This window comes from Ruegeria sp. HKCCA0370 (assembly GCF_013033705.1).
Classification (GTDB): domain Bacteria; phylum Pseudomonadota; class Alphaproteobacteria; order Rhodobacterales; family Rhodobacteraceae; genus Ruegeria.
Map to the genome: position 1 here is coordinate 487,888 of NZ_WQEP01000001.1, position 17,568 is coordinate 505,455.

General features: G+C 60.1%; 21 protein-coding genes. 12 read left to right on the forward strand and 9 right to left on the reverse strand.

Features of this window, described 5'->3' with window-relative positions:
- The first annotated feature begins 12 nt into the window (after positions 1-12).
- The 9 genes from GOW31_RS02445 to GOW31_RS02490 are packed head-to-tail and all read left to right on the forward strand — an operon-like array spanning position 13 to position 7,995.
- Positions 13-426, forward strand: a complete 414-nt coding sequence (locus GOW31_RS02445) for a phage major tail protein, TP901-1 family (RefSeq protein ID WP_170343937.1) — start codon at positions 13-15, stop codon at positions 424-426.
- Positions 427-430: 4 nt separating this feature from the next.
- Positions 431-751 (forward strand): gene transfer agent family protein, encoded by a 321-nt coding sequence (locus GOW31_RS02450; protein ID WP_171167642.1) that lies wholly within the window; start codon positions 431-433, stop codon positions 749-751.
- Positions 748-957 carry a rcc01693 family protein gene (locus GOW31_RS02455; RefSeq protein ID WP_152458311.1) on the forward strand — a complete coding sequence of 70 codons (210 nt, stop codon included), beginning with the start codon at positions 748-750 and terminating at the stop codon, positions 955-957. Before GOW31_RS02450 ends, GOW31_RS02455 begins: the two co-directional genes overlap by 4 nt.
- Positions 944-1,606, forward strand: a complete 663-nt coding sequence (locus tag GOW31_RS02460) for a phage tail tape measure protein (RefSeq protein ID WP_171167644.1) — start codon at positions 944-946, stop codon at positions 1,604-1,606. Before GOW31_RS02455 ends, GOW31_RS02460 begins: the two co-directional genes overlap by 14 nt.
- 15 nt (positions 1,607-1,621) lie before the next feature.
- Entirely contained in the window at positions 1,622-2,254 is a 633-nt protein-coding gene (locus tag GOW31_RS02465; RefSeq protein ID WP_171167646.1) for a DUF2460 domain-containing protein, read from the forward strand.
- Complete coding sequence (locus GOW31_RS02470) at positions 2,254-3,141, forward strand: DUF2163 domain-containing protein (protein WP_171167648.1); 888 nt, start codon at positions 2,254-2,256, stop codon at positions 3,139-3,141. The genes GOW31_RS02465 and GOW31_RS02470 overlap by 1 nt, the downstream gene beginning before the upstream one ends.
- Complete coding sequence (locus tag GOW31_RS02475; RefSeq protein ID WP_171167650.1) at positions 3,138-3,584, forward strand: NlpC/P60 family protein; 447 nt, start codon at positions 3,138-3,140, stop codon at positions 3,582-3,584. Before GOW31_RS02470 ends, GOW31_RS02475 begins: the two co-directional genes overlap by 4 nt.
- Positions 3,584-7,699 (forward strand): glycoside hydrolase/phage tail family protein, encoded by a 4,116-nt coding sequence (locus GOW31_RS21950; RefSeq protein ID WP_254441624.1) that lies wholly within the window; start codon positions 3,584-3,586, stop codon positions 7,697-7,699. The genes GOW31_RS02475 and GOW31_RS21950 overlap by 1 nt, the downstream gene beginning before the upstream one ends.
- Positions 7,699-7,995, forward strand: a complete 297-nt coding sequence (locus GOW31_RS02490) for a hypothetical protein (protein ID WP_171167653.1) — start codon at positions 7,699-7,701, stop codon at positions 7,993-7,995. The genes GOW31_RS21950 and GOW31_RS02490 overlap by 1 nt, the downstream gene beginning before the upstream one ends.
- On the opposite strand, the gene GOW31_RS02495 is transcribed toward GOW31_RS02490, so the two are convergent.
- Complete coding sequence (locus GOW31_RS02495) at positions 7,976-8,314, reverse strand: TraR/DksA C4-type zinc finger protein (protein WP_171167654.1); 339 nt, start codon at positions 8,312-8,314, stop codon at positions 7,976-7,978. The two genes, GOW31_RS02490 and GOW31_RS02495, sit on opposite strands and share 20 nt — an antisense overlap.
- 83 nt (positions 8,315-8,397) lie before the next feature.
- On the opposite strand from GOW31_RS02495, the gene cysE reads away from it, so the two are divergent.
- Positions 8,398-9,207: a serine O-acetyltransferase gene (cysE, locus tag GOW31_RS02500; protein WP_171167656.1), complete on the forward strand. Its 810-nt coding sequence runs from the start codon at positions 8,398-8,400 to the stop codon at positions 9,205-9,207.
- Here the strand turns inward: cysE and GOW31_RS02505 are convergent.
- From GOW31_RS02505 to pgk, 7 genes are all read right to left on the reverse strand, one after another.
- Entirely contained in the window at positions 9,201-9,383 is a 183-nt protein-coding gene (locus GOW31_RS02505) for a hypothetical protein (RefSeq protein ID WP_171167658.1), read from the reverse strand. The genes cysE and GOW31_RS02505 overlap by 7 nt on opposite strands.
- A gap of 225 nt (positions 9,384-9,608) precedes the next feature.
- Entirely contained in the window at positions 9,609-10,946 is a 1,338-nt protein-coding gene (locus GOW31_RS02510; protein WP_171167661.1) for a pyruvate dehydrogenase complex dihydrolipoamide acetyltransferase, read from the reverse strand.
- Positions 10,947-10,960: 14 nt separating this feature from the next.
- Positions 10,961-12,334: a pyruvate dehydrogenase complex E1 component subunit beta gene (locus GOW31_RS02515; protein ID WP_171167663.1), complete on the reverse strand. Its 1,374-nt coding sequence runs from the start codon at positions 12,332-12,334 to the stop codon at positions 10,961-10,963.
- A gap of 15 nt (positions 12,335-12,349) precedes the next feature.
- The gene (gene pdhA / locus GOW31_RS02520) at positions 12,350-13,339 is read right to left on the reverse strand and encodes a pyruvate dehydrogenase (acetyl-transferring) E1 component subunit alpha (protein ID WP_171115415.1); all 990 of its coding nucleotides are present in this window, start codon (positions 13,337-13,339) and stop codon (positions 12,350-12,352) included.
- A gap of 171 nt (positions 13,340-13,510) precedes the next feature.
- Complete coding sequence (locus tag GOW31_RS02525; RefSeq protein WP_171167665.1) at positions 13,511-13,810, reverse strand: septum formation initiator family protein; 300 nt, start codon at positions 13,808-13,810, stop codon at positions 13,511-13,513.
- 140 nt (positions 13,811-13,950) lie between these two features.
- Positions 13,951-14,265 (reverse strand): lysozyme inhibitor LprI family protein, encoded by a 315-nt coding sequence (locus tag GOW31_RS02530; protein WP_171167667.1) that lies wholly within the window; start codon positions 14,263-14,265, stop codon positions 13,951-13,953.
- Between the two features lie 101 nt (positions 14,266-14,366).
- Positions 14,367-15,557, reverse strand: a complete 1,191-nt coding sequence (gene pgk / locus GOW31_RS02535; protein ID WP_171115424.1) for a phosphoglycerate kinase — start codon at positions 15,555-15,557, stop codon at positions 14,367-14,369.
- 133 nt (positions 15,558-15,690) lie between these two features.
- Between pgk and GOW31_RS02540 the strand changes: the two genes are divergently transcribed.
- Positions 15,691-16,197, forward strand: a complete 507-nt coding sequence (locus GOW31_RS02540; RefSeq protein WP_152458298.1) for a peptidylprolyl isomerase — start codon at positions 15,691-15,693, stop codon at positions 16,195-16,197.
- Positions 16,190-16,747: a peptidylprolyl isomerase gene (locus tag GOW31_RS02545; RefSeq protein WP_152458297.1), complete on the forward strand. Its 558-nt coding sequence runs from the start codon at positions 16,190-16,192 to the stop codon at positions 16,745-16,747. Before GOW31_RS02540 ends, GOW31_RS02545 begins: the two co-directional genes overlap by 8 nt.
- Before the next feature lie 62 nt (positions 16,748-16,809).
- Here the strand turns inward: GOW31_RS02545 and aqpZ are convergent, their stop codons facing one another.
- Positions 16,810-17,499, reverse strand: a complete 690-nt coding sequence (gene aqpZ, locus GOW31_RS02550; RefSeq protein ID WP_171167669.1) for an aquaporin Z — start codon at positions 17,497-17,499, stop codon at positions 16,810-16,812.
- Positions 17,500-17,568 lie beyond the last annotated feature (69 nt).

Sequence of the window (17,568 nt, forward strand, 5' to 3'; positions counted from 1 at the left end):
CGGAGAGAGCACATGGCTGCCCAGAACGGAAAAGACCTGTTGGTCAAAATGGATATGAACGGTACCGGCCTGTTCCAGACCATCGCGGGGCTGCGGGCCACGCGCATAAGTTTCAATGCTGAAAGTGTGGATGTCACCAGTCTGGAAAGCCAGGGGGGATGGCGCGAGCTTTTGTCCGGGGCGGGGGTCAAATCGGCTTCTATCTCTGGCTCGGGCGTGTTCAAGGATGCTGGCACGGATGAACGCGCGCGGCAGTTGTTCTTTGATGGCGAAACTCCGGCCTTTCAGGTCATCATCCCTGATTTCGGGATTGTAGAAGGCCCGTTCCAGGTGACCAGCATCGAATATGCGGGCTCGCACAACGGTGAGGCGACCTATGAGATGAGCATGGCCAGTGCCGGTGCTCTGACCTTTACGGCGCTTTGATCCGATGGCCAATCCGTGGACAGGCGAGGTGGCGCTGACCATCGATGGCGAGCAGCGTGTGCTCAAACTGACGCTTGGTGCTTTGGCGGAGCTGGAGCAGGAGCTGAATGCTGGGTCGCTGGTTGAGCTGGTGCAACGGTTTGAGGGCGGTGCGTATTCCAGTGCAGATGTTCTGGCGCTGATCGGTGCCGGTTTGCGGGGCGGTGGCTGGAACATTGCCCGGGCCGACCTGATGCATGCCGAGATCGAAGGCGGCCCCATGGCTGCCGCCAGAACCGCAGCCGAATTGTTGGCGCGCGCCTTCATGGTGCCGGAGGGCGCATGAGCGGGTTCGACTGGCCTGCCCTGATGCGGGCCGGATTTCTGGGGCTGCGACTGACACCGGATCAATTCTGGCGTCTGACCCCGGCAGAGCTGCGGCTGATGCTGGGGCAGGGTTCCGGAGCGCCCGCAATGAACCGGGCGGGGTTGGACGCTTTGCTGGCCGCCTATCCGGACAAGACACAAGGAGAGCGTGATGACAGATCGTGACGGGTTTGATGACCTGCAAGAACGAGGCGAAGCGCTGGGCGATTCCCTCGGCGATGCTGCGACTATGGCGGCGGCGTTTGACAGCCAGATGAAGCGCATCAGCGCCGCATTTGAAGAGACCGGCAAGGATGTCGCCACGCTGGAGCGCGGCATGTCCAGTGGATTGCGCAAGGCCTTCGATGGTGTCGTTCTGGATGGGATGAGCCTTTCCGGTGCGTTGGATATCCTGAGGAACTCGTTGATCCAAACGGCTTATGCGGCTGCGATCAAGCCGGTGACGGACCACTTTGGCGGCATGCTGGCCAACACGGTCGGCGGGTTGGTGAAGGGAATTCTGCCCTTTGCTGATGGCGGTAGCTTCAGCCAGGGCCGGGTGATGCCGTTCGCCAATGGCGGTGTGGTCAGCGGCCCGACCATGTTTCCCATGCGCGGCGGCACCGGGCTGATGGGAGAAGCCGGGCCAGAGGCGATCATGCCGCTTGCGCGCGGGGCCGATGGCAAACTGGGCGTGCGGACGCAGGGCGCCGGGCGTGCCGTGAATGTGGTGATGAACATTTCGACACCTGATGTGCAGGGGTTCCGCCGCTCTCAGGGGCAGATTGCGGCCCAGATGAGCCGCGCGCTGGGGCGCGGCAATCGCAACAGGTAAATCAGGGAGCAGCTGATGAATTTCCACGAGGTGAGATTTCCCGCCAGCCTGAGCTTTGGCTCGGTCGGGGGGCCGGAACGGCGCACGGACATCGTGACGCTGGCCAATGGTTTTGAAGAGCGCAACACCCCCTGGGCCCATTCGCGTCGCCGATATGATGCGGGGTTGGGGATGCGTTCGCTGGACGATATCGAGACACTGATTTCGTTCTTCGAAGCGCGGCAGGGCCAGATGTTCGGCTTTCGCTGGAAAGACTGGTCGGATTTCAAATCCGGCAAGGCCACGGCGGACATCAATTTCGGAGATCAGGTGATCGCCAAAGGCGACGGAACACGCACCGAGTTCCAGTTGATCAAGACCTACCATTCGGGCGGAGCAAGCTATGCGCGCCCCATCGTAAAACCGGTATTGGGGACGGTGCGTCTGGGGCTGGATCAGGATGAGGTCCGCGAGGGCGTGGATTTTGACGTTGATCTGACGACGGGCAGGGTCACGTTTGCGGACCCGCCGCCGGAAGAGGTCGATATCACCGCGGGTTTTGAGTTTGATGTGCCGGTGCGTTTTGACACCGACAAAATCCAGACCAGTGTTGCCAGTTTTCAGGCCGGCGACGTACCGAATGTTCCAGTGGTCGAGGTGCGCATCTGATGGCTGAGGATATTAAGGGTCTGCACGCGCATCTGCAAAGCGGGTTGACAACGGTCTGCCGCTGTTGGGCGGTCAAACGCACGGACGGGCAGGAATACGGTTTCACCGACCACGACATGGAGCTGAGTTTTGACGGGTTGACCTTCAAGGCCAGTACCGGCCTGACGGCCGCCGCCATCGAGCAGGCCACGGGCCTGTCCATCGACAACACGGAAGCGATGGGCGCCCTGTCTGACGCGGCCATTCGCGACGAGGATATCGAAGCGGGGCGTTTTGACGGGGCCGAAGTGCGCGCCTGGCTGGTCAATTGGGCAGATCTGGATCAGCGCGTCCTTCAGTTTCGTGGTTCAATCGGCGAGTTGCGCCGCTCTGGCGGCGCGTTCCATGCGGAATTGCGTGGCCTGACCGACTTGCTGAACCGCCCTTTGGGGCGCGTTTACCAAAAGCCTTGCACGGCTGTGTTGGGGGATCGGGCCTGCCGGTTCAACACCGACACGCCAGGGTATTGGTTCGACGGTGTGATCTCGGGTTTCGATGGCGGCACCCTTTTGCATGTTGCAGGAGGTCAGACCATTGAAGAAAGCTGGTTCGAACGGGGACGCGTGGATGTTTTGTCCGGATCTGCCAAGGGGTTGTGGTCTTCGATCAAGAACGACAGGCAGACGGCAACCGGGCGGGAAGTCACGCTTTGGTCCGGTTTCGGGGCCAGCCTGGCGATTGGTGACAGTGTGAAACTGCGGGCAGGATGCGACAAGCGCATGGAAACCTGCCAGTTCAAGTTCAACAACTTTCTGAATTTTCAAGGGTTTCCAGATCTTCCGGGCGAAGACTGGGTCATGGCTGTTCCCAAGAAAAGCAAAGCCAATAGCGGAGGCAGCTTACGATGACGATACGTAGAGAGGATATTGTGACAGAGGCGCGCAATTGGCTTGGAACGCCTTATGTGCATCAGGCCTCGGTCAAAGGTGCCGGTGCGGATTGCCTGGGCCTGTTGCGCGGCGTTTGGCGCGCCGTGATCGGGCGGGAACCAGAATCTGTTCCGGCCTACAGCATGGACTGGTCCGAACCGCAGGGTGAGGAACGGATGTGGGTGGCTGCCAGGCGGCATCTGGTCGAAAAACCAATAGGCAAGATGGCATCGGGGGATGTTCTGCTGTTTCGGATGCGCGACGCAAGCGTCGCCAAGCATCTGGGCATCGTCAGTACCACGCACCCCGAGCCCCGCTTTATTCACGCGTATTCCGGACACGGCGTGGTGGAAAACGCACTGAGCAGGCCCTGGTACCGTCGTATCGTTTCCTGTTTCGAATTCCCGATGGAGATGTATTGATGGCCACTATTCTTCTTTCTGCAGCCGGGGCCGCGCTGGGCGGTTCGATCGGGGGCACGGTTGCGGGCCTTTCAACCGCGATTATCGGTCGGGCCGTCGGTGCGACGGTCGGGCGGGTCCTTGATCAGAAGTTCTTTAACCAGTCCGTTATGGGCAGCGGCAGTGAGGTCGTCGAAACCGGCCGCATGGATCGGTTTCGGTTGACGGAAACTGGCGAAGGTGCGCCGGTGACCACCGTGTTTGGCCGTATGCGTGTGGGTGGTCAGGTCATTTGGGCTTCGGATTTTCTGGAGACCCAGACGACCACCACAGAGGGTGGCGGCGGCGGGGGCAAGGGGAAACCCAAGACCCCTGAGGTGACTACCGTCACGTACAGTTACTCGATTTCGCTGGCGATTGCGGTTGGCGCAGGTGAGATTGCCGATGTCGCGCGGATTTGGGCGGATGGAGAGGAACAAGATCGATCCAGCCTCAACATGCGGGTTTACCATGGCACGTGGGATCAGTTGCCGGATCCTCTGATCGAGGCGATTGAAGGCGCTGGAACGGTTCCAGCATATCGCGGAACCGCCTATGTCGTGATCGAGGACTTCCCGCTCGGCGCTTTTGGCAACCGGGTGCCGCAGTTTTCATTTGAAGTTGTGCGCCCCACGCAGCGGGACATGCCCGATCACGACAGTGCATTGCCTCAGATCGTGCGCGGGGTCGCCATGATACCGGGGACCGGAGAATACGCTCTGGCCAGCTCTCAGGTGAATTATTCACAATCTGGCAAGAGCTGGCCTGCGAACGTACATTCCGCGTCCGGCACCTCGGATCTTGTCTCCTCGACCCGAGCGCTGGAAAGCGAGTTGCCCAATTGCGATGCTGCATCATTGGTGGTGTCGTGGTTCGGCGATGACCTGAGATGCGGACATTGCAAGATCCGGCCAAAGATCGAACAGCGCGAGAACGACAGCAGCGATATGCCCTGGATCGTATCTGATCAGGCCCGAAGTGACGCCGGGCTTGTGGTGCGACAGAACGGCCGCCCGGTCTATGGGGGGACTCCGGCCGATGCGGCCGTGGTCGAGGCGATCCGGCATCTGAACCAATCCGGCAAACGGGTGATGCTTTACCCATTCATCCTGATGGAGCAATTGCCGGGGAACGGGCTGCCTGATCCCTGGTCGGATGCGTCAAGTCAGCATCACCTGCCATGGCGTGGGCGGATCACCCTGGATGTGGCACCGGGACGTCCGGGTTCCGTGGACCAGACGGCATCGGCCGATGCACAAGTCGCCGCGTTCTTCGGAACAGCACGTGCGCAAGATTTTGCGATCAACCAGGATACGAACGGATCGGGCGGCACCGGCAGTGGCTCGGGTGGTCTGGTCAGGCCCAGACCGGGTGGTCGGCCTGACGATAGAGGGGATACCGGTTTAACTTGGGTCTCCGGGGGCGGTACCTTTGGCGGGCTGCTGGGGGATAGCGGTGTCACGGCCAAAGAAATCATCACATATTCCGGCCCTCAGGAATGGAGCCTGCGGCGTTTCATTCTGCACTATGCCATGCTGTGCAAGGCTGCCGGCGGCGTTTCGTCGTTCTGCATCTCGTCCGAGATGCGTGGCCTGACGCAGATCAGGGGGGCTTCGGGCTTTCCGGCCGTTGCGCAGCTTCGCGCCTTGGCGGCCGAGGTGCGTCAGATTCTGGGGCCGGACACGAAAATCGGCTATGCAGCGGATTGGAGCGAGTATTTCGGATACCAGCCAAAGGGCACCAGCGACAGGTATTTTCACCTCGACCCTCTTTGGGCGGACGACAACATCGATTTCATCGGCATCGACAACTACATGCCGTTGTCCGATTGGCGTGACGGTGAACATCATCTGGACGCCGAGGCCGGCGCGCCTTCGATTTACGACCTGGGGTATCTTCGCAGCAATATCGAAGGCGGTGAAGGGTATGACTGGTACTACGCCTCTCCGGAAGAGGCGGAAGCGCAGATCAGGACTCCGATCAAAGATCAGGGGTATGACGAGCCGTGGATCTGGAGATACAAGGACCTGCGCAACTGGTGGTCGAATCCGCATCACGAACGGATCGGAGGTATGCGTCAACCCAACCCGACCGATTGGGTGCCCAGATCGAAACCGATCTGGTTCACCGAGTTGGGGTGTGCGGCAATCGACAAGGGCACGAACCAGCCGAACAAATTCCTGGACCCGAAGTCATCGGAATCGTTGTTGCCCGCGTATTCAAACGGGCTGCGCGACGACTTCATTCAGGTTCAGTATCTGACGGCGATGCTTGGCTATTGGAGCGATCCGAAGGTCAATCCGATCTCGGACATCAACGGCGCGCCGATGGTGGACATGGCAAACGCGTATGTCTGGGCATGGGATACCCGTCCGTTTCCGACCTTTCCGAACCTGAAAAGCCAGTGGGACGATGGCGAGAACTATCCCAGAGGGCACTGGCTTAACGGTCGGTCCGGGTCTCGCACGTTGGCCTCCGTGGTGACCGAAATCTGCCACGGTGCAGGTGTCACGGATATAGACGTCTCTGGTCTGTACGGTGTGGTCCGCGGGTATGTCATCGAAGACGTGACGAACGCTCGTTCCGCCTTGCAGCCGCTGATGCTGCGCTATGGGTTTGATGCGATCGAAAGGGATGGAGTGTTGAAGTTCCAGATGCGCGACGGGTATGGCGCAGTTGCCTTGAACCCCGATCATCTGGCGATCAGCAGCGATCTTGAAGGGACGGTTGAACACCGGCGTGAGGCCGAGGCCGAAATGACCGGGCGCGTTCGTCTGCGCTTTGTTCAGTCGGACGCGGATCATGATGTCGTCGCGGAAGAGGCGGTTTTGCCCGATGATCGCACCCATTCCGTATCGGTGAATGAGATGCCCCTGTCCATGACCCGCACCGAGGGGCGGCAAACAGCCGAACGCTGGTTGAGCGAAGCCAGAGTTTCCCGCGATACGGTTCGGTTTGCGCTTCCGCCGTCTCAAATGCATCTGGGGGCAGGGGATCTGGTTCGTTTGACAGATGCTGAAACCGGGCCGGTGTACCGGATCGACCGGTTGGAATCCGCCGACTTGCAACTTGTTGAAGCGGTTCGGATTGAACAGGGCGTGTACAAAGCGTCCGAATTGAATGACGACCCGGCAACGCTCAAACCATATGCGGCGCCGGTCCCCGTGCTGCCGGTTTTTCTGGATCTGCCCTTGATCACGGGGGCCGAGGCCCCTCATGCGCCCTATCTGGCCGTTACCGGAGATCCATGGCCCGGGGCGGCAACGGTCTATTCCTCGTCCAGTGACGATGGCTATCGCCTGAGCGACGTCATTGCCCAGCGGGCAGTGGTCGGCGTGACCGAAACACCGCTGAGCCGCGCCAGTGTCGGTGTCTGGGATGAGGGCCCTGCCTTGAAGGTCAAACTGCTTGCAGGTCAGTTGGAATCCCGCCCGCGCAGCTCGGTGATGAATGGCGTCAATCTGGCTGCAATCGGTGACGGAACACCTGGTAACTGGGAGGTTTTTCAGTTCGCTGACGCGGCGCTCGAGGCCCCGGATGTATACGCGTTGTCCGGGCGGCTCAGGGGTCAACTGGGAACAGACGCCTTGATGCCTGATGTCTGGCCGGATGGATCGGTATTCGTGCTGCTGAATGACAGGGTGCAACAGATCAGCCTGCTGCGAAACGAAAGGCGTCTTGCCAAACATTATCGCATTGGGCCTGCGACCCGCGGCTATGATGACCCGTCCTATCAACACCTGATTGCCTCGTTTGCAGGCAACGGATTGCGCCCCTATGCGCCTGTGCACATGCGGGCTCGGTCTGGTACCGCCGGGGATGAGCTTACGTGGATCCGACGTGCCCGAACGGATGCGGATGACTGGTCGGGGCTGGAGATTCCCCTGGGCGAAGAAACCGAATCCTACCTGGTCCGTGTCGTTGCGGGTGGAACCGTTCTGCGTGAAGAACTGACATCCGAACCAAGGTGGACCTATTCGACGGCTATGAAAGCGGCGGATGGTCTGTCCGGGGGCTATGAGGTCGAAGTGGCCCAGGTATCTGCTGTATTCGGACCGGGAGCCTGGTCGCGTCTTGCGGTTGGGCAAGCTGCTTGATGCGGCCGGTTCTGCATGGAGATGTCAGTGCTGCGGCGCGCGCCTTGCTGGCCGTGCCGCAGCCGGACAGGGGGGCTTTGTGTGTGCGGATGATCCACGAGGCGGAATTGGCCGACAGGCATTTGGAGCGCACGGGCAAGCTCCACCCGGTTTACGGCAATGGTTCTCTCATGGCCGTTGCGCGAAACAGGGCCCTGGCCGATGAACCCGGGTTTGACGATCTGCAATATTGCAAGTGTTTTGAGATGGTTCTGCACCAGCTTGCCAGATTTCAGGCTAGCCGGACGCGCAGCTGACGCATTTGCTGGCAGCCAGATCCAGATTCAGCCGCCCATCCGGAATGCGCTCGCCGCAGTCTTCGCAATACCCGAACTCGCCCGCTTCAAGCCGTTCCAACGCGGCCAGAAGCCGGCGTGTTTCCATATCGCGATTGGCCTGCTGTGCCTTGGCCATGGCTTGATTTTGCAGCGCATCCATGCGGCTCAGCCGTCCAACGGCCTGTTGATCCAGCTCGACAACAGCCTGAGACTGCTGCCCCGACGCTGACATCTGCTGCAATTCCGCCAATCGCTCGCGAATTCGTGTTTCGAAATGGGTGCGCTCTGACTCATTCATTTTCGTTACATGACCGATCATGGGTTTGCGTTTGGTCTTTTTGCCACTAAATGGCATTCTAGGCGCAGCAAAGGATCAAAGCCATGTTCGAAAAGCGCAGCCATGTGACACCGGTTGATCCGGTCTGGACCCGTATCACATCCGAAGCCCATGCGGCCGTCGAGAAAGAGCCCCTCATGGGGGGGCTCGTGCACGCCTGTATCCTGCATCACCGCAGCCTTGAACGGGCGCTTTCATATCGGGTGGCGGCCAAGCTGTGCTCGAACGAAATGTCGATGATGGTTCTGCGTGAAATCGTGGATGAGGCATATGCCGACGATCCGGATTTGCTCGAAGCTGCTCGGGCGGACCTTATGGCCGTTTACGAACGTGACCCGGCCTGTCATCGGCTATTGCAGCCGATCCTGTATTTCAAAGGGTACCAGGCCATGCAGGCCTATCGCGTGGCCCATTGGTTGTGGCGCAAGGGGCGCTATGATCTGGCCTATTTCTTCCAGATGCGCTCATCCGAGATTTTCGGGATCGACATTCACCCGGCAGCCAAAATCGGCAAGGGCATCATGATCGACCATGCCCATTCCATCGTGATTGGCGAGACGGCAGTGGTGGGCGACAACGTGTCGATGCTGCACTCGGTGACGCTGGGCGGAACCGGCAAGGAAGAAGAAGACCGTCATCCAAAAATCGGAGACGGTGTTCTGATCGGGGCCGGGGCCAAGGTGCTGGGCAATATCACCATTGGCCATTGCAGCCGCATCGCCGCCGGTTCGGTGGTGCTGCAAGAGGTGCCGCCCTGCAAGACGGTCGCCGGTATCCCCGCCAAGATCGTGGGGGAAGCCGGGTGCGACCAGCCTTCGATCTCGATGGATCATATGCTGGGCAAGGATCAGTAACAGTTCAGCGAGAGCGGTTGGCGCGTTTGTCCAACCGCTTGCGCCGCCGTTCTTCCCCTTTTTTGTTTGCGAAGCTCCTGCCGTCTGTCCTGTGCGGCTTTCTGCCGGGCAATCGCGGCCGGATCGTTTGGCTTGAACTTTGAATGCTCACCCGTATAGCCGTTGGGCTTTGCCATGGCACATTCAGGTGCCGTGGCTGCGGGTATCGCCAAAACAGTAGGCCGAGAATGAGATTTCTTGAGAGCATCGCGCACCTGCCTTCCGTCTGCTTCTAAAGGAAGGAAGTGGGGCGCTTGGATACATCGGGCAATCGGTGCCCCGATCACGCAAGTTCAATTCAGTGCAAACACTTGAGGCTGCCCGCGCTCCGGCTGTCCGGGGCACGGGCATCATTCGGGTCGTCAGGCCAGCATGACCATCGGGTTTTCCAGGTTGTCGACAATAGCCTTGAGCAGTTCTGCCCCCAGCGCGCCGTCGATGACGCGGTGATCGACGGACATGGTAACAGACATTACGGTCGCCACCGTCAGTTCTCCATCATCCCCGACAACGGGCTTTTTCACGCCGGTGCCCACCGCCAGAATACCGGCATGAGGCGGGTTCACGATGGCGTCGAAATTGTCGATGCCGAACATGCCGAGGTTCGAGATGGCAAACGTGCCACCCTGATACTCGTGCGGTGCCAACTTGCGCTCGCGGGCACGAGCGGCGAGATCCTTCATCTCGGTCGAAAGCGCCGACAGAGATTTCATGTCGGCGTCCTGAAGAACCGGGGTGAACAACCCGCCCTCGATCGCGACCGCTACGGCCACGTCCGACGGCTTGAGTTGCAACACGCGGTCACCCGCCCAGACGGCGTTGCAGGCCGGAACCTGCTGAAGCGCGTTGGCGACGGCCTTGATGATGAAGTCGTTCACGCTCAACTTCACGCCACGGCCTTCCAACTGCTTGTTCAACTGGCTGCGGAACTTCAGCAGCGCATCCAGCTTGATGTCACGGCGCAGGTAGAAATGCGGGATGGTCTGTTTGGCCTCGCCCAGACGCGCAGCGATGGTTTTCCGCATACCGTCGAGCTGAATTTCTTCGTACTCGCGGCCCTCATACATCCGCGCGACCATATCGGCGGACGGTCCAGAGGCCGCCGCCGGTGCGGTCGCAGGCGCGGCCGCGGCGGCTGCCGGGGCAGGGGGCGTCGCAGTGGCCGTCGCGCCCTCGACATCCGCCTTGACGATGCGGCCATGCGGGCCAGAGCCTGTGATCTGTGCCAGATCTAGGCCTTTCTGCGCAGCGATCCGTCGGGCTAGAGGGGAAGCAAAGATACGACCGCCATCCGCCTTGACCGGAGCGGCTGGCGCAGGGGCAGGGGCGGGCGCCTCGGACGCCGCAGGGGCGGGCGCCTCGGACGCCGCAGGGGCGGCGGCCTCGTTACCCGCGTCGGCTGCGGGGGCAGCCTCCGGGGTCTTAGCCGGGGCCGCGGCGATGTCATCGGCGCTTTCGCCATCTTCCAGCAAAATCGCGATGGCGGTATTGACTTTGACCCCTTCGGTGCCTTCGGGGATCAGGATTTTGCCGACGATGCCTTCATCGACGGCTTCGAACTCCATCGTGGCCTTGTCGGTTTCGATCTCGGCTAGCAAATCGCCGGAGGAGACGGTGTCGCCTTCCTTGACCAGCCATTTTGCAAGCGTGCCTTCCTCCATGGTCGGTGAAAGGGCGGGCATCAGAATTTCGGTGGGCATCTGTCTGTCGCTCCTTACCGGTAGGTCACTTGTTTCACGGCTTCGATCACCTCGTCCGTAGTGATCAGGGCCAGCTTTTCGAGGTTCGCGGCGTAGGGCATCGGAACATCCTTGCCGGTGCAGTTGATGACCGGCGCGTCGAGATAATCGAATGCTTCCTGCATCACGACGGATGAGATGTAGCTGCCGACCGAACCTTGCGGCCAGCCTTCTTCCACGGTCACCAGACGGTTGGTTTTCATCACCGAGTTGATGATCGCACCGGTATCCATCGGACGGATGGTGCGCAGGTCAATCACCTCGGCGCTGATGCCGTCTTCGGCCAGCCTGTCGGCGGCTTCCAGCGCGTATTGCATGCCGATACCGAAGCTGACGATGGTCACGTCCGAGCCTTCGCGCCAGATGCGCGCCTTGCCCAGCGGCACGGTCAGGTCATCGACCTGTGGCATGTCGAAAGTGCGACCATAGAGGATTTCGTTTTCCAGGAAGATCACCGGGTTGGGGTCGCGGATGGCCGATTTCAGCAGGCCCTTGGCGTCGGCTGCGGAATAGGGCATCACCACCTTCAGGCCGGGGATCTGCATGTACCAGGCGGCATAGTCCTGGCTGTGCTGGGCAGCCACGCGCGCGGCGGCGCCGTTGGGGCCGCGGAAGACGATCGGACAACCCATCTGACCGCCGGACATGTACAGCGTCTTGGCGGCCGAGTTGATGATCTGGTCGATCGCCTGCATCGCGAAGTTGAACGTCATGAACTCGACGATCGGTTTCAGCCCGCCAAAGGCCGACCCGACGGCGATACCGGCGAAACCATGTTCGGTGATTGGTGTATCGATCACGCGCTTGGGGCCGAATTCGTCCAGCAGACCCTGGGAAATCTTGTAGGCGCCCTGATACTCGGCGACTTCCTCGCCCATCAGATAGACGTCTTCGTCGTTGCGCATTTCTTCGGCCATCGCGTCACGCAGCGCTTCGCGAACGGTTTCGGATTTCATCTCGGCATCTGCGGGCCAGTCGGGCGAAAGATCCACCACCGGAGCGGCCGGGGCCGCAGCGGCAGGAGCGGGTGCCTCGACCGCCGCCGGGGCGGCTTCGGCCACCGCTGCGGCTGCGGGTGCAGCCGCGGTCACGGCCGAGGCGTCTTCGCCTTCCTCGACCAGAACCGCAATCGGGGTGTTCACTTTGACCCCTTCGGTGCCTTCGGCGATCAGGATCTTGCCGACGATGCCCTCGTCGACAGCTTCAAATTCCATTGTCGCCTTGTCGGTCTCGATTTCGGCCAGGATGTCACCGCTGGAGACGGTGTCGCCTTCCTTGACCAGCCATTTGGCCAGCGTGCCCTCTTCCATCGTGGGTGAAAGGGCGGGCATGAGAATTTCGGTTGCCATGTCTTATTCGTCCTCTCAGGCGTAAATGTCGGTCCAGAGCTCTTCAACGGCGGGCTCGGGGCTTTCTTTCGAGAATTCGGCGGCTTGGTTCACGATCTCTTTGATTTCCTTGTCGATCGCCTTCAGGTCATCCTCGGTCGCGTGTTTGCCGGTCAGCAGCAACTCGCGCACATGTTCGATCGGGTCGCTTTGTTCGCGGACTTTCTGAACCTCTTCGCGGGTGCGGTACTTGGCCGGGTCAGACATCGAGTGGCCGCGATAGCGGTAGGTCTTTACCTCAAGAATGTAAGGGCCCTTGCCGGCGCGGCAGTGGGCAACGGCCTTTTCACCAGCGGCTTTGACGGCCAGCACATCCATTCCGTTGACGATCTCGCCGGGGATGCCGAAGGCTTCGCCGCGCACATAGATATCGGGTGACGAGGTCGAACGCGCCTGCGCTGTGCCCATGGCGTATTGGTTGTTCTCGATCACGAAAACCACGGGAAGATCCCACAGGGCGGCCATGTTGAACGTCTCATAGACCTGACCCTGGTTTGCGGCACCGTCGCCGAAATAGGTAAAGGTCACGCCGCCATTTTCCTTGTACTTGTCGGCAAAAGCCAGACCGGCACCCAAAGGCACCTGCGCGCCGACGATGCCATGGCCCCCATAGAAGTGCTTTTCTTTTGAGAACATGTGCATCGAGCCGCCCTTGCCCTTGGACAGGCCGCCTTCGCGCCCGGTCAGTTCGGCCATCACGCCGCCCGGGTCCATGCCACAGGCCAGCATATGGCCGTGGTCACGATACGATGTGATCCGCTTGTCGCCGTCCTGTGCTGCCGCTTCGAGCCCGACAACAACCGCCTCTTGACCGATGTACAGGTGGCAGAATCCGCCGATCAGGCCCATGCCATAAAGCTGACCCGCCTTTTCTTCGAATCGACGGATCAAAAGCATCTCGCGGTAATATGTCTTGAGTTCTTCCGCAGAAACATTTGGTTTCTTTGTGGTTTTTCGCGCAGCCATAGTGGCGATCTCCCCCTTTCGGCAAGATAGTTTAGCGTTAAACTATCTCATAAAGCATTTGTGGCTTTCTGGCGAGGGGAAATGTGACGCAGCGTCCGCGCGGGCGTGGCGCAGCCGACAGGCAAAGCGGTGCGACGATGGTCCGAAGGCGTCCGGCAACCCAAAAAAGGATCAGCGGATCACGATCTCATCCGCCCGGATCATGCCAAGAACCGAACGCGCCTGCTGATCGAGCAGGTCAAGATCCAGATAGGTGTCGGACAGGCGCCGGGTCAGGTTTTCCAATTCGGCGATTTGGGCATTCAGCTTTTCCAGGTCCTGTGACAGGGCGTCCCGTTCCGCAGCAATTTCGACCCGCCGAAACAGGCCATAGTCACCTTGTACGGCGGCAAAGGTGAAATACACACCAAGCATGAAAGCCACCGAGAAGAAGACGATTGAGCCCAAACCGGGCCGATGGGAACGGGACACTCTGTTTACCGCCGTATGAAAACCAGCCTCAAAAACGTGCCCTTTGCGAGCATCTGGACACACTATGTCACAGGTGATTCGGGTTGTGAATCCCCTGTTTCGATTTTTTCATCAGTAATTTAAGCGCGTCCTGATCCGCGTCAGCGCCATGATTCTAGCGCCTGATTTCGCGCGACGGTCTGTTCTTTCATGCAGGTCCAGTAGAACATCGGCGCAGCGCTGCCGCCGCCCGACAATTCCTTGTCACAGGTTACGTCTCGGGCCTTCAACCAGGCACGTTGTTCGGTCAGAAGGGCATCACCGTCGCCGCGCGCATCAGCTGCGGGCTTGATCTGAGCCCACAGCCGGTTGAGTTCACGATCTGCGGCCTCCCATTGTTCCTTGGCGCAGAAATTGGCGTCAAGCTGGGTTTGGCCGCCGCAACTGGATTGAGCAGCGGCAGAGCAGGGCAGCATTATTAGGACAAGAAGGTAAATTGGCTTCACGGCAATATCCCCCGTTCAAAAGGGGATACTACCATGGACCATGTCAGGCGATCAAAGGCGGCAAGTGGTGCTTACTGATCCAGCGCTGCGACACCGGGCAGCGTTTTGCCTTCCATCCATTCCAAAAACGCGCCACCCGCGGTCGAGATATAGGTGAAGTCCTTGGCGGCACCCGAGGCGTTCAGGGCAGCAACCGTGTCTCCACCTCCGGCGACCGAGATCAGCTGGCCCGAACGGCTGAGCGCGGCCGCCTTCAAGGCAGCGGCATTGGTGGCGGCGTCGAACGGTTCCAGTTCGAATGCGCCCAGCGGTCCGTTCCAGATCAGGGTTTTGCTTTTTTCGAATATCTCAATGATCGCGGCCACGCTTTCGGGGCCAGCGTCCAGGATCATGCCATCGTCGGGGCATTGATCCGCGGGCAAAACTTGATGCGGGGCATTGGCTTCAAACGTTTCGGCCACCACGACGTCACGCGGCAGAACGATCCGACAGCCGGTGCTTTCGGCCTTGGCCAGAATTTCGGCTGCGGTGTCTTTCATCGCAGTTTCGGCCAGCGATTTTCCGACACTGACACCTTGCGCGACAAGGAACGTATTGGCCATGCCGCCACCGATCACCAGATAATCGACCTTGTCGATCAGATTGCCCAGCAGTTCCAGCTTGGTCGAAACCTTGGCCCCGCCCACAACCGCTGTTACGGGGCGTTCGGGCGCGCCCAACGCGCTTTCCAGTGCCTGCAACTCGGCCTGCATCAAACGACCGGCACAGGCGGGCAGCAGGCGCGCGATGGCCTCGGTCGAGCTGTGGGCCCGGTGCGCCGCTGAAAACGCGTCGTTGCAGTACACGTCACCCAGCCTGGCCATACCTGCGGCCAGATCAGCATCGTTCTTGGTTTCGGCCGCGTGAAAACGCGTGTTCTCGAGCAACAGAACCTGGCCGGGCTGCAACGCCTGTGCCGCCAGTTCGGCCTCGGTTCCGACACAGTCGGCGGCAAACAGGACTTTGGCGTCAAAAGCGCTTTCGAGGGTCGGAACCAGTTGCTTGAGCGACAGGTTCTCGCGCCGCTCTCCTCCGGGGCGACCGAAATGGGCCAGAAGGATCGGTTTGCCGCCTGCGGCCAGAATATCGCGCACCGTCGGCACGATTCTCTGGATGCGGGTGGCGTCGGTCACAACACCGTCAACCACGGGCACGTTGATATCCACACGCACAAGTACGCGTTTGCCGTTCAGGTCCATATCGTCCAGTGTTTTCCAGCCCATTGTGCGATCCTTGTCATTGGCAAATGATTTAGGCGGTTCTTTTCCTGCAATTTGCCCTCAGGTCAATGCGTCACTTGGCATTCGTACGCGTGCGTCATAGGTATTTGCGCAAGATAAACGACAGGAGGGCCTCATGGCCGAGATCAAGGATCCCGAAAACACGATCATCATCGAGCTGAAAGACGGCAATGTCGTCATCGAGCTGCTGCCGGATGTGGCGCCTTTGCACAGCGCGCGGATGAAAGAACTGGCCCGCAGCGGAGAATACGACAACGTGGCCTTTCACCGAGTGATCGACGGCTTCATGGCCCAAACCGGTGACGTGCAGCATGGCGACATGGAAGATGGGTTCAACCTGCGTATGGCGGGGACCGGCGGTTCGTCGCTGCCGAACGTACCGGCAGAGTTCTCCAAGTTGCCCCATGATCGCGGTACGCTGGGCGCGGCCCGGTCGCAGAACCCGGATTCGGCCAACTCTCAGTTCTTCATCAACTTCAAGGACAACCACTTCCTGAACGGTCAGTACACCGTTTATGGCCGCGTCATCGAAGGCATGGAGCATGTGGACGCGATCGTTCGTGGCGAGCCGCCTGCGAACCCCGACCGCATGATCAGCGTCAAGGTGGCCGCAGATGTATAAGCTTGCCGCCACCTTTGCCTTGCTGGCAAGCCCGGCGCTGGCCAGCGGTTTGCAGATCGAGGTCGAAGGGGAAGGGGCCAATGGCACGATCTCCATCGATCTGTTCGAAGATGTCGCGCCGAAGCACGTGGAACAGATCACGGTACTGGCTGCGGACGGCAAGTATGATGGTGTGGTGTTCCACCGCGTGATCGAAGGTTTCATGGCCCAGACCGGCGATGTTCAATACGGCAATTCCACCGCGAACGGCTTTGACATGCGGTATGCCGGGCGTGGCGGGTCAGACCGCCCGGATCTGCCGGCTGAGTTTTCTGATCTGACCTTTGATCGTGGCGTGGTCGGCATGGCCCGGTCGCAGAACCCGGATTCAGCCAATTCGCAGTTCTTTATCATGTTCGAACCCGGCCCGTTTCTGGACGGCCAGTACACCGTGGTCGGTCAGGTGACCGACGGTATGGACGTGGTGGATGCGATCAAACGGGGGCACTCCCAGACCGGAGCGGTTACGGGACAGCCCGACGTGATGAAAAAAGTCACTGTCACCGAATGAACCGAAACAGCCCGGCGTTTCAAAGAGCGCCGGGCTGTTTCTTATGGTCGATTGAGCGAAACTCAATCGTCTTGTGACATCGCTTTCCAGATGACCGCACCGATCGCGCCGCCGATCAGCGGGGCCACCCAGAACAGCCACAGCTGTGACAGGGCAGGGCCGTCGGCAAACAGGGCGACGCCTGTGGACCGGGCCGGGTTGACCGAAGTGTTGGTGACCGGAATTGATACCAGGTGGATCAGGGTCAAGGCCAGACCAATTGCGATGGGGGCGAAACCGGCCGGCGCCTTGTCCGAGGTTGCGCCCAGGATGATCAGAATGAAGAAAGCGGTCATCACGATCTCGATCACCAGAGCGGACATCAGAGAGTATCCGCCGGGTGAGGCCTCACCATATCCGTTGGACGCAAATCCCCCGACGCCGGCGAAGTCGGGCGCACCGCTGACGATCAGATACAGAACCACTGCGGCGGCGATGGCGCCGATGACCTGAGCGATCCAGTAGGGCAGCAGATCCTTTGCCGGAAACCGCCCGCCGATCATAAGGCCCAGGCTGACCGCCGGATTGAAGTGCCCGCCCGAGATATGGCCAACCGTGTAAGCCATTGTCAGAACCGTCAGGCCGAAGGCGAAGGAAACGCCAAGCCACCCAATGCCGACATCTGCAACGCCCGCTGCCAATACGGCACTGCCGCAACCTCCGAGAACCAGCCAGAAGGTGCCGAAGAACTCGGCCAGTAGTTTTGATGACATGAAATTTCCTCCACAATGCAATGAGCTTAAGTGTAGTTCATAAATTAACTTTTGTTAAATTGTGCAGAA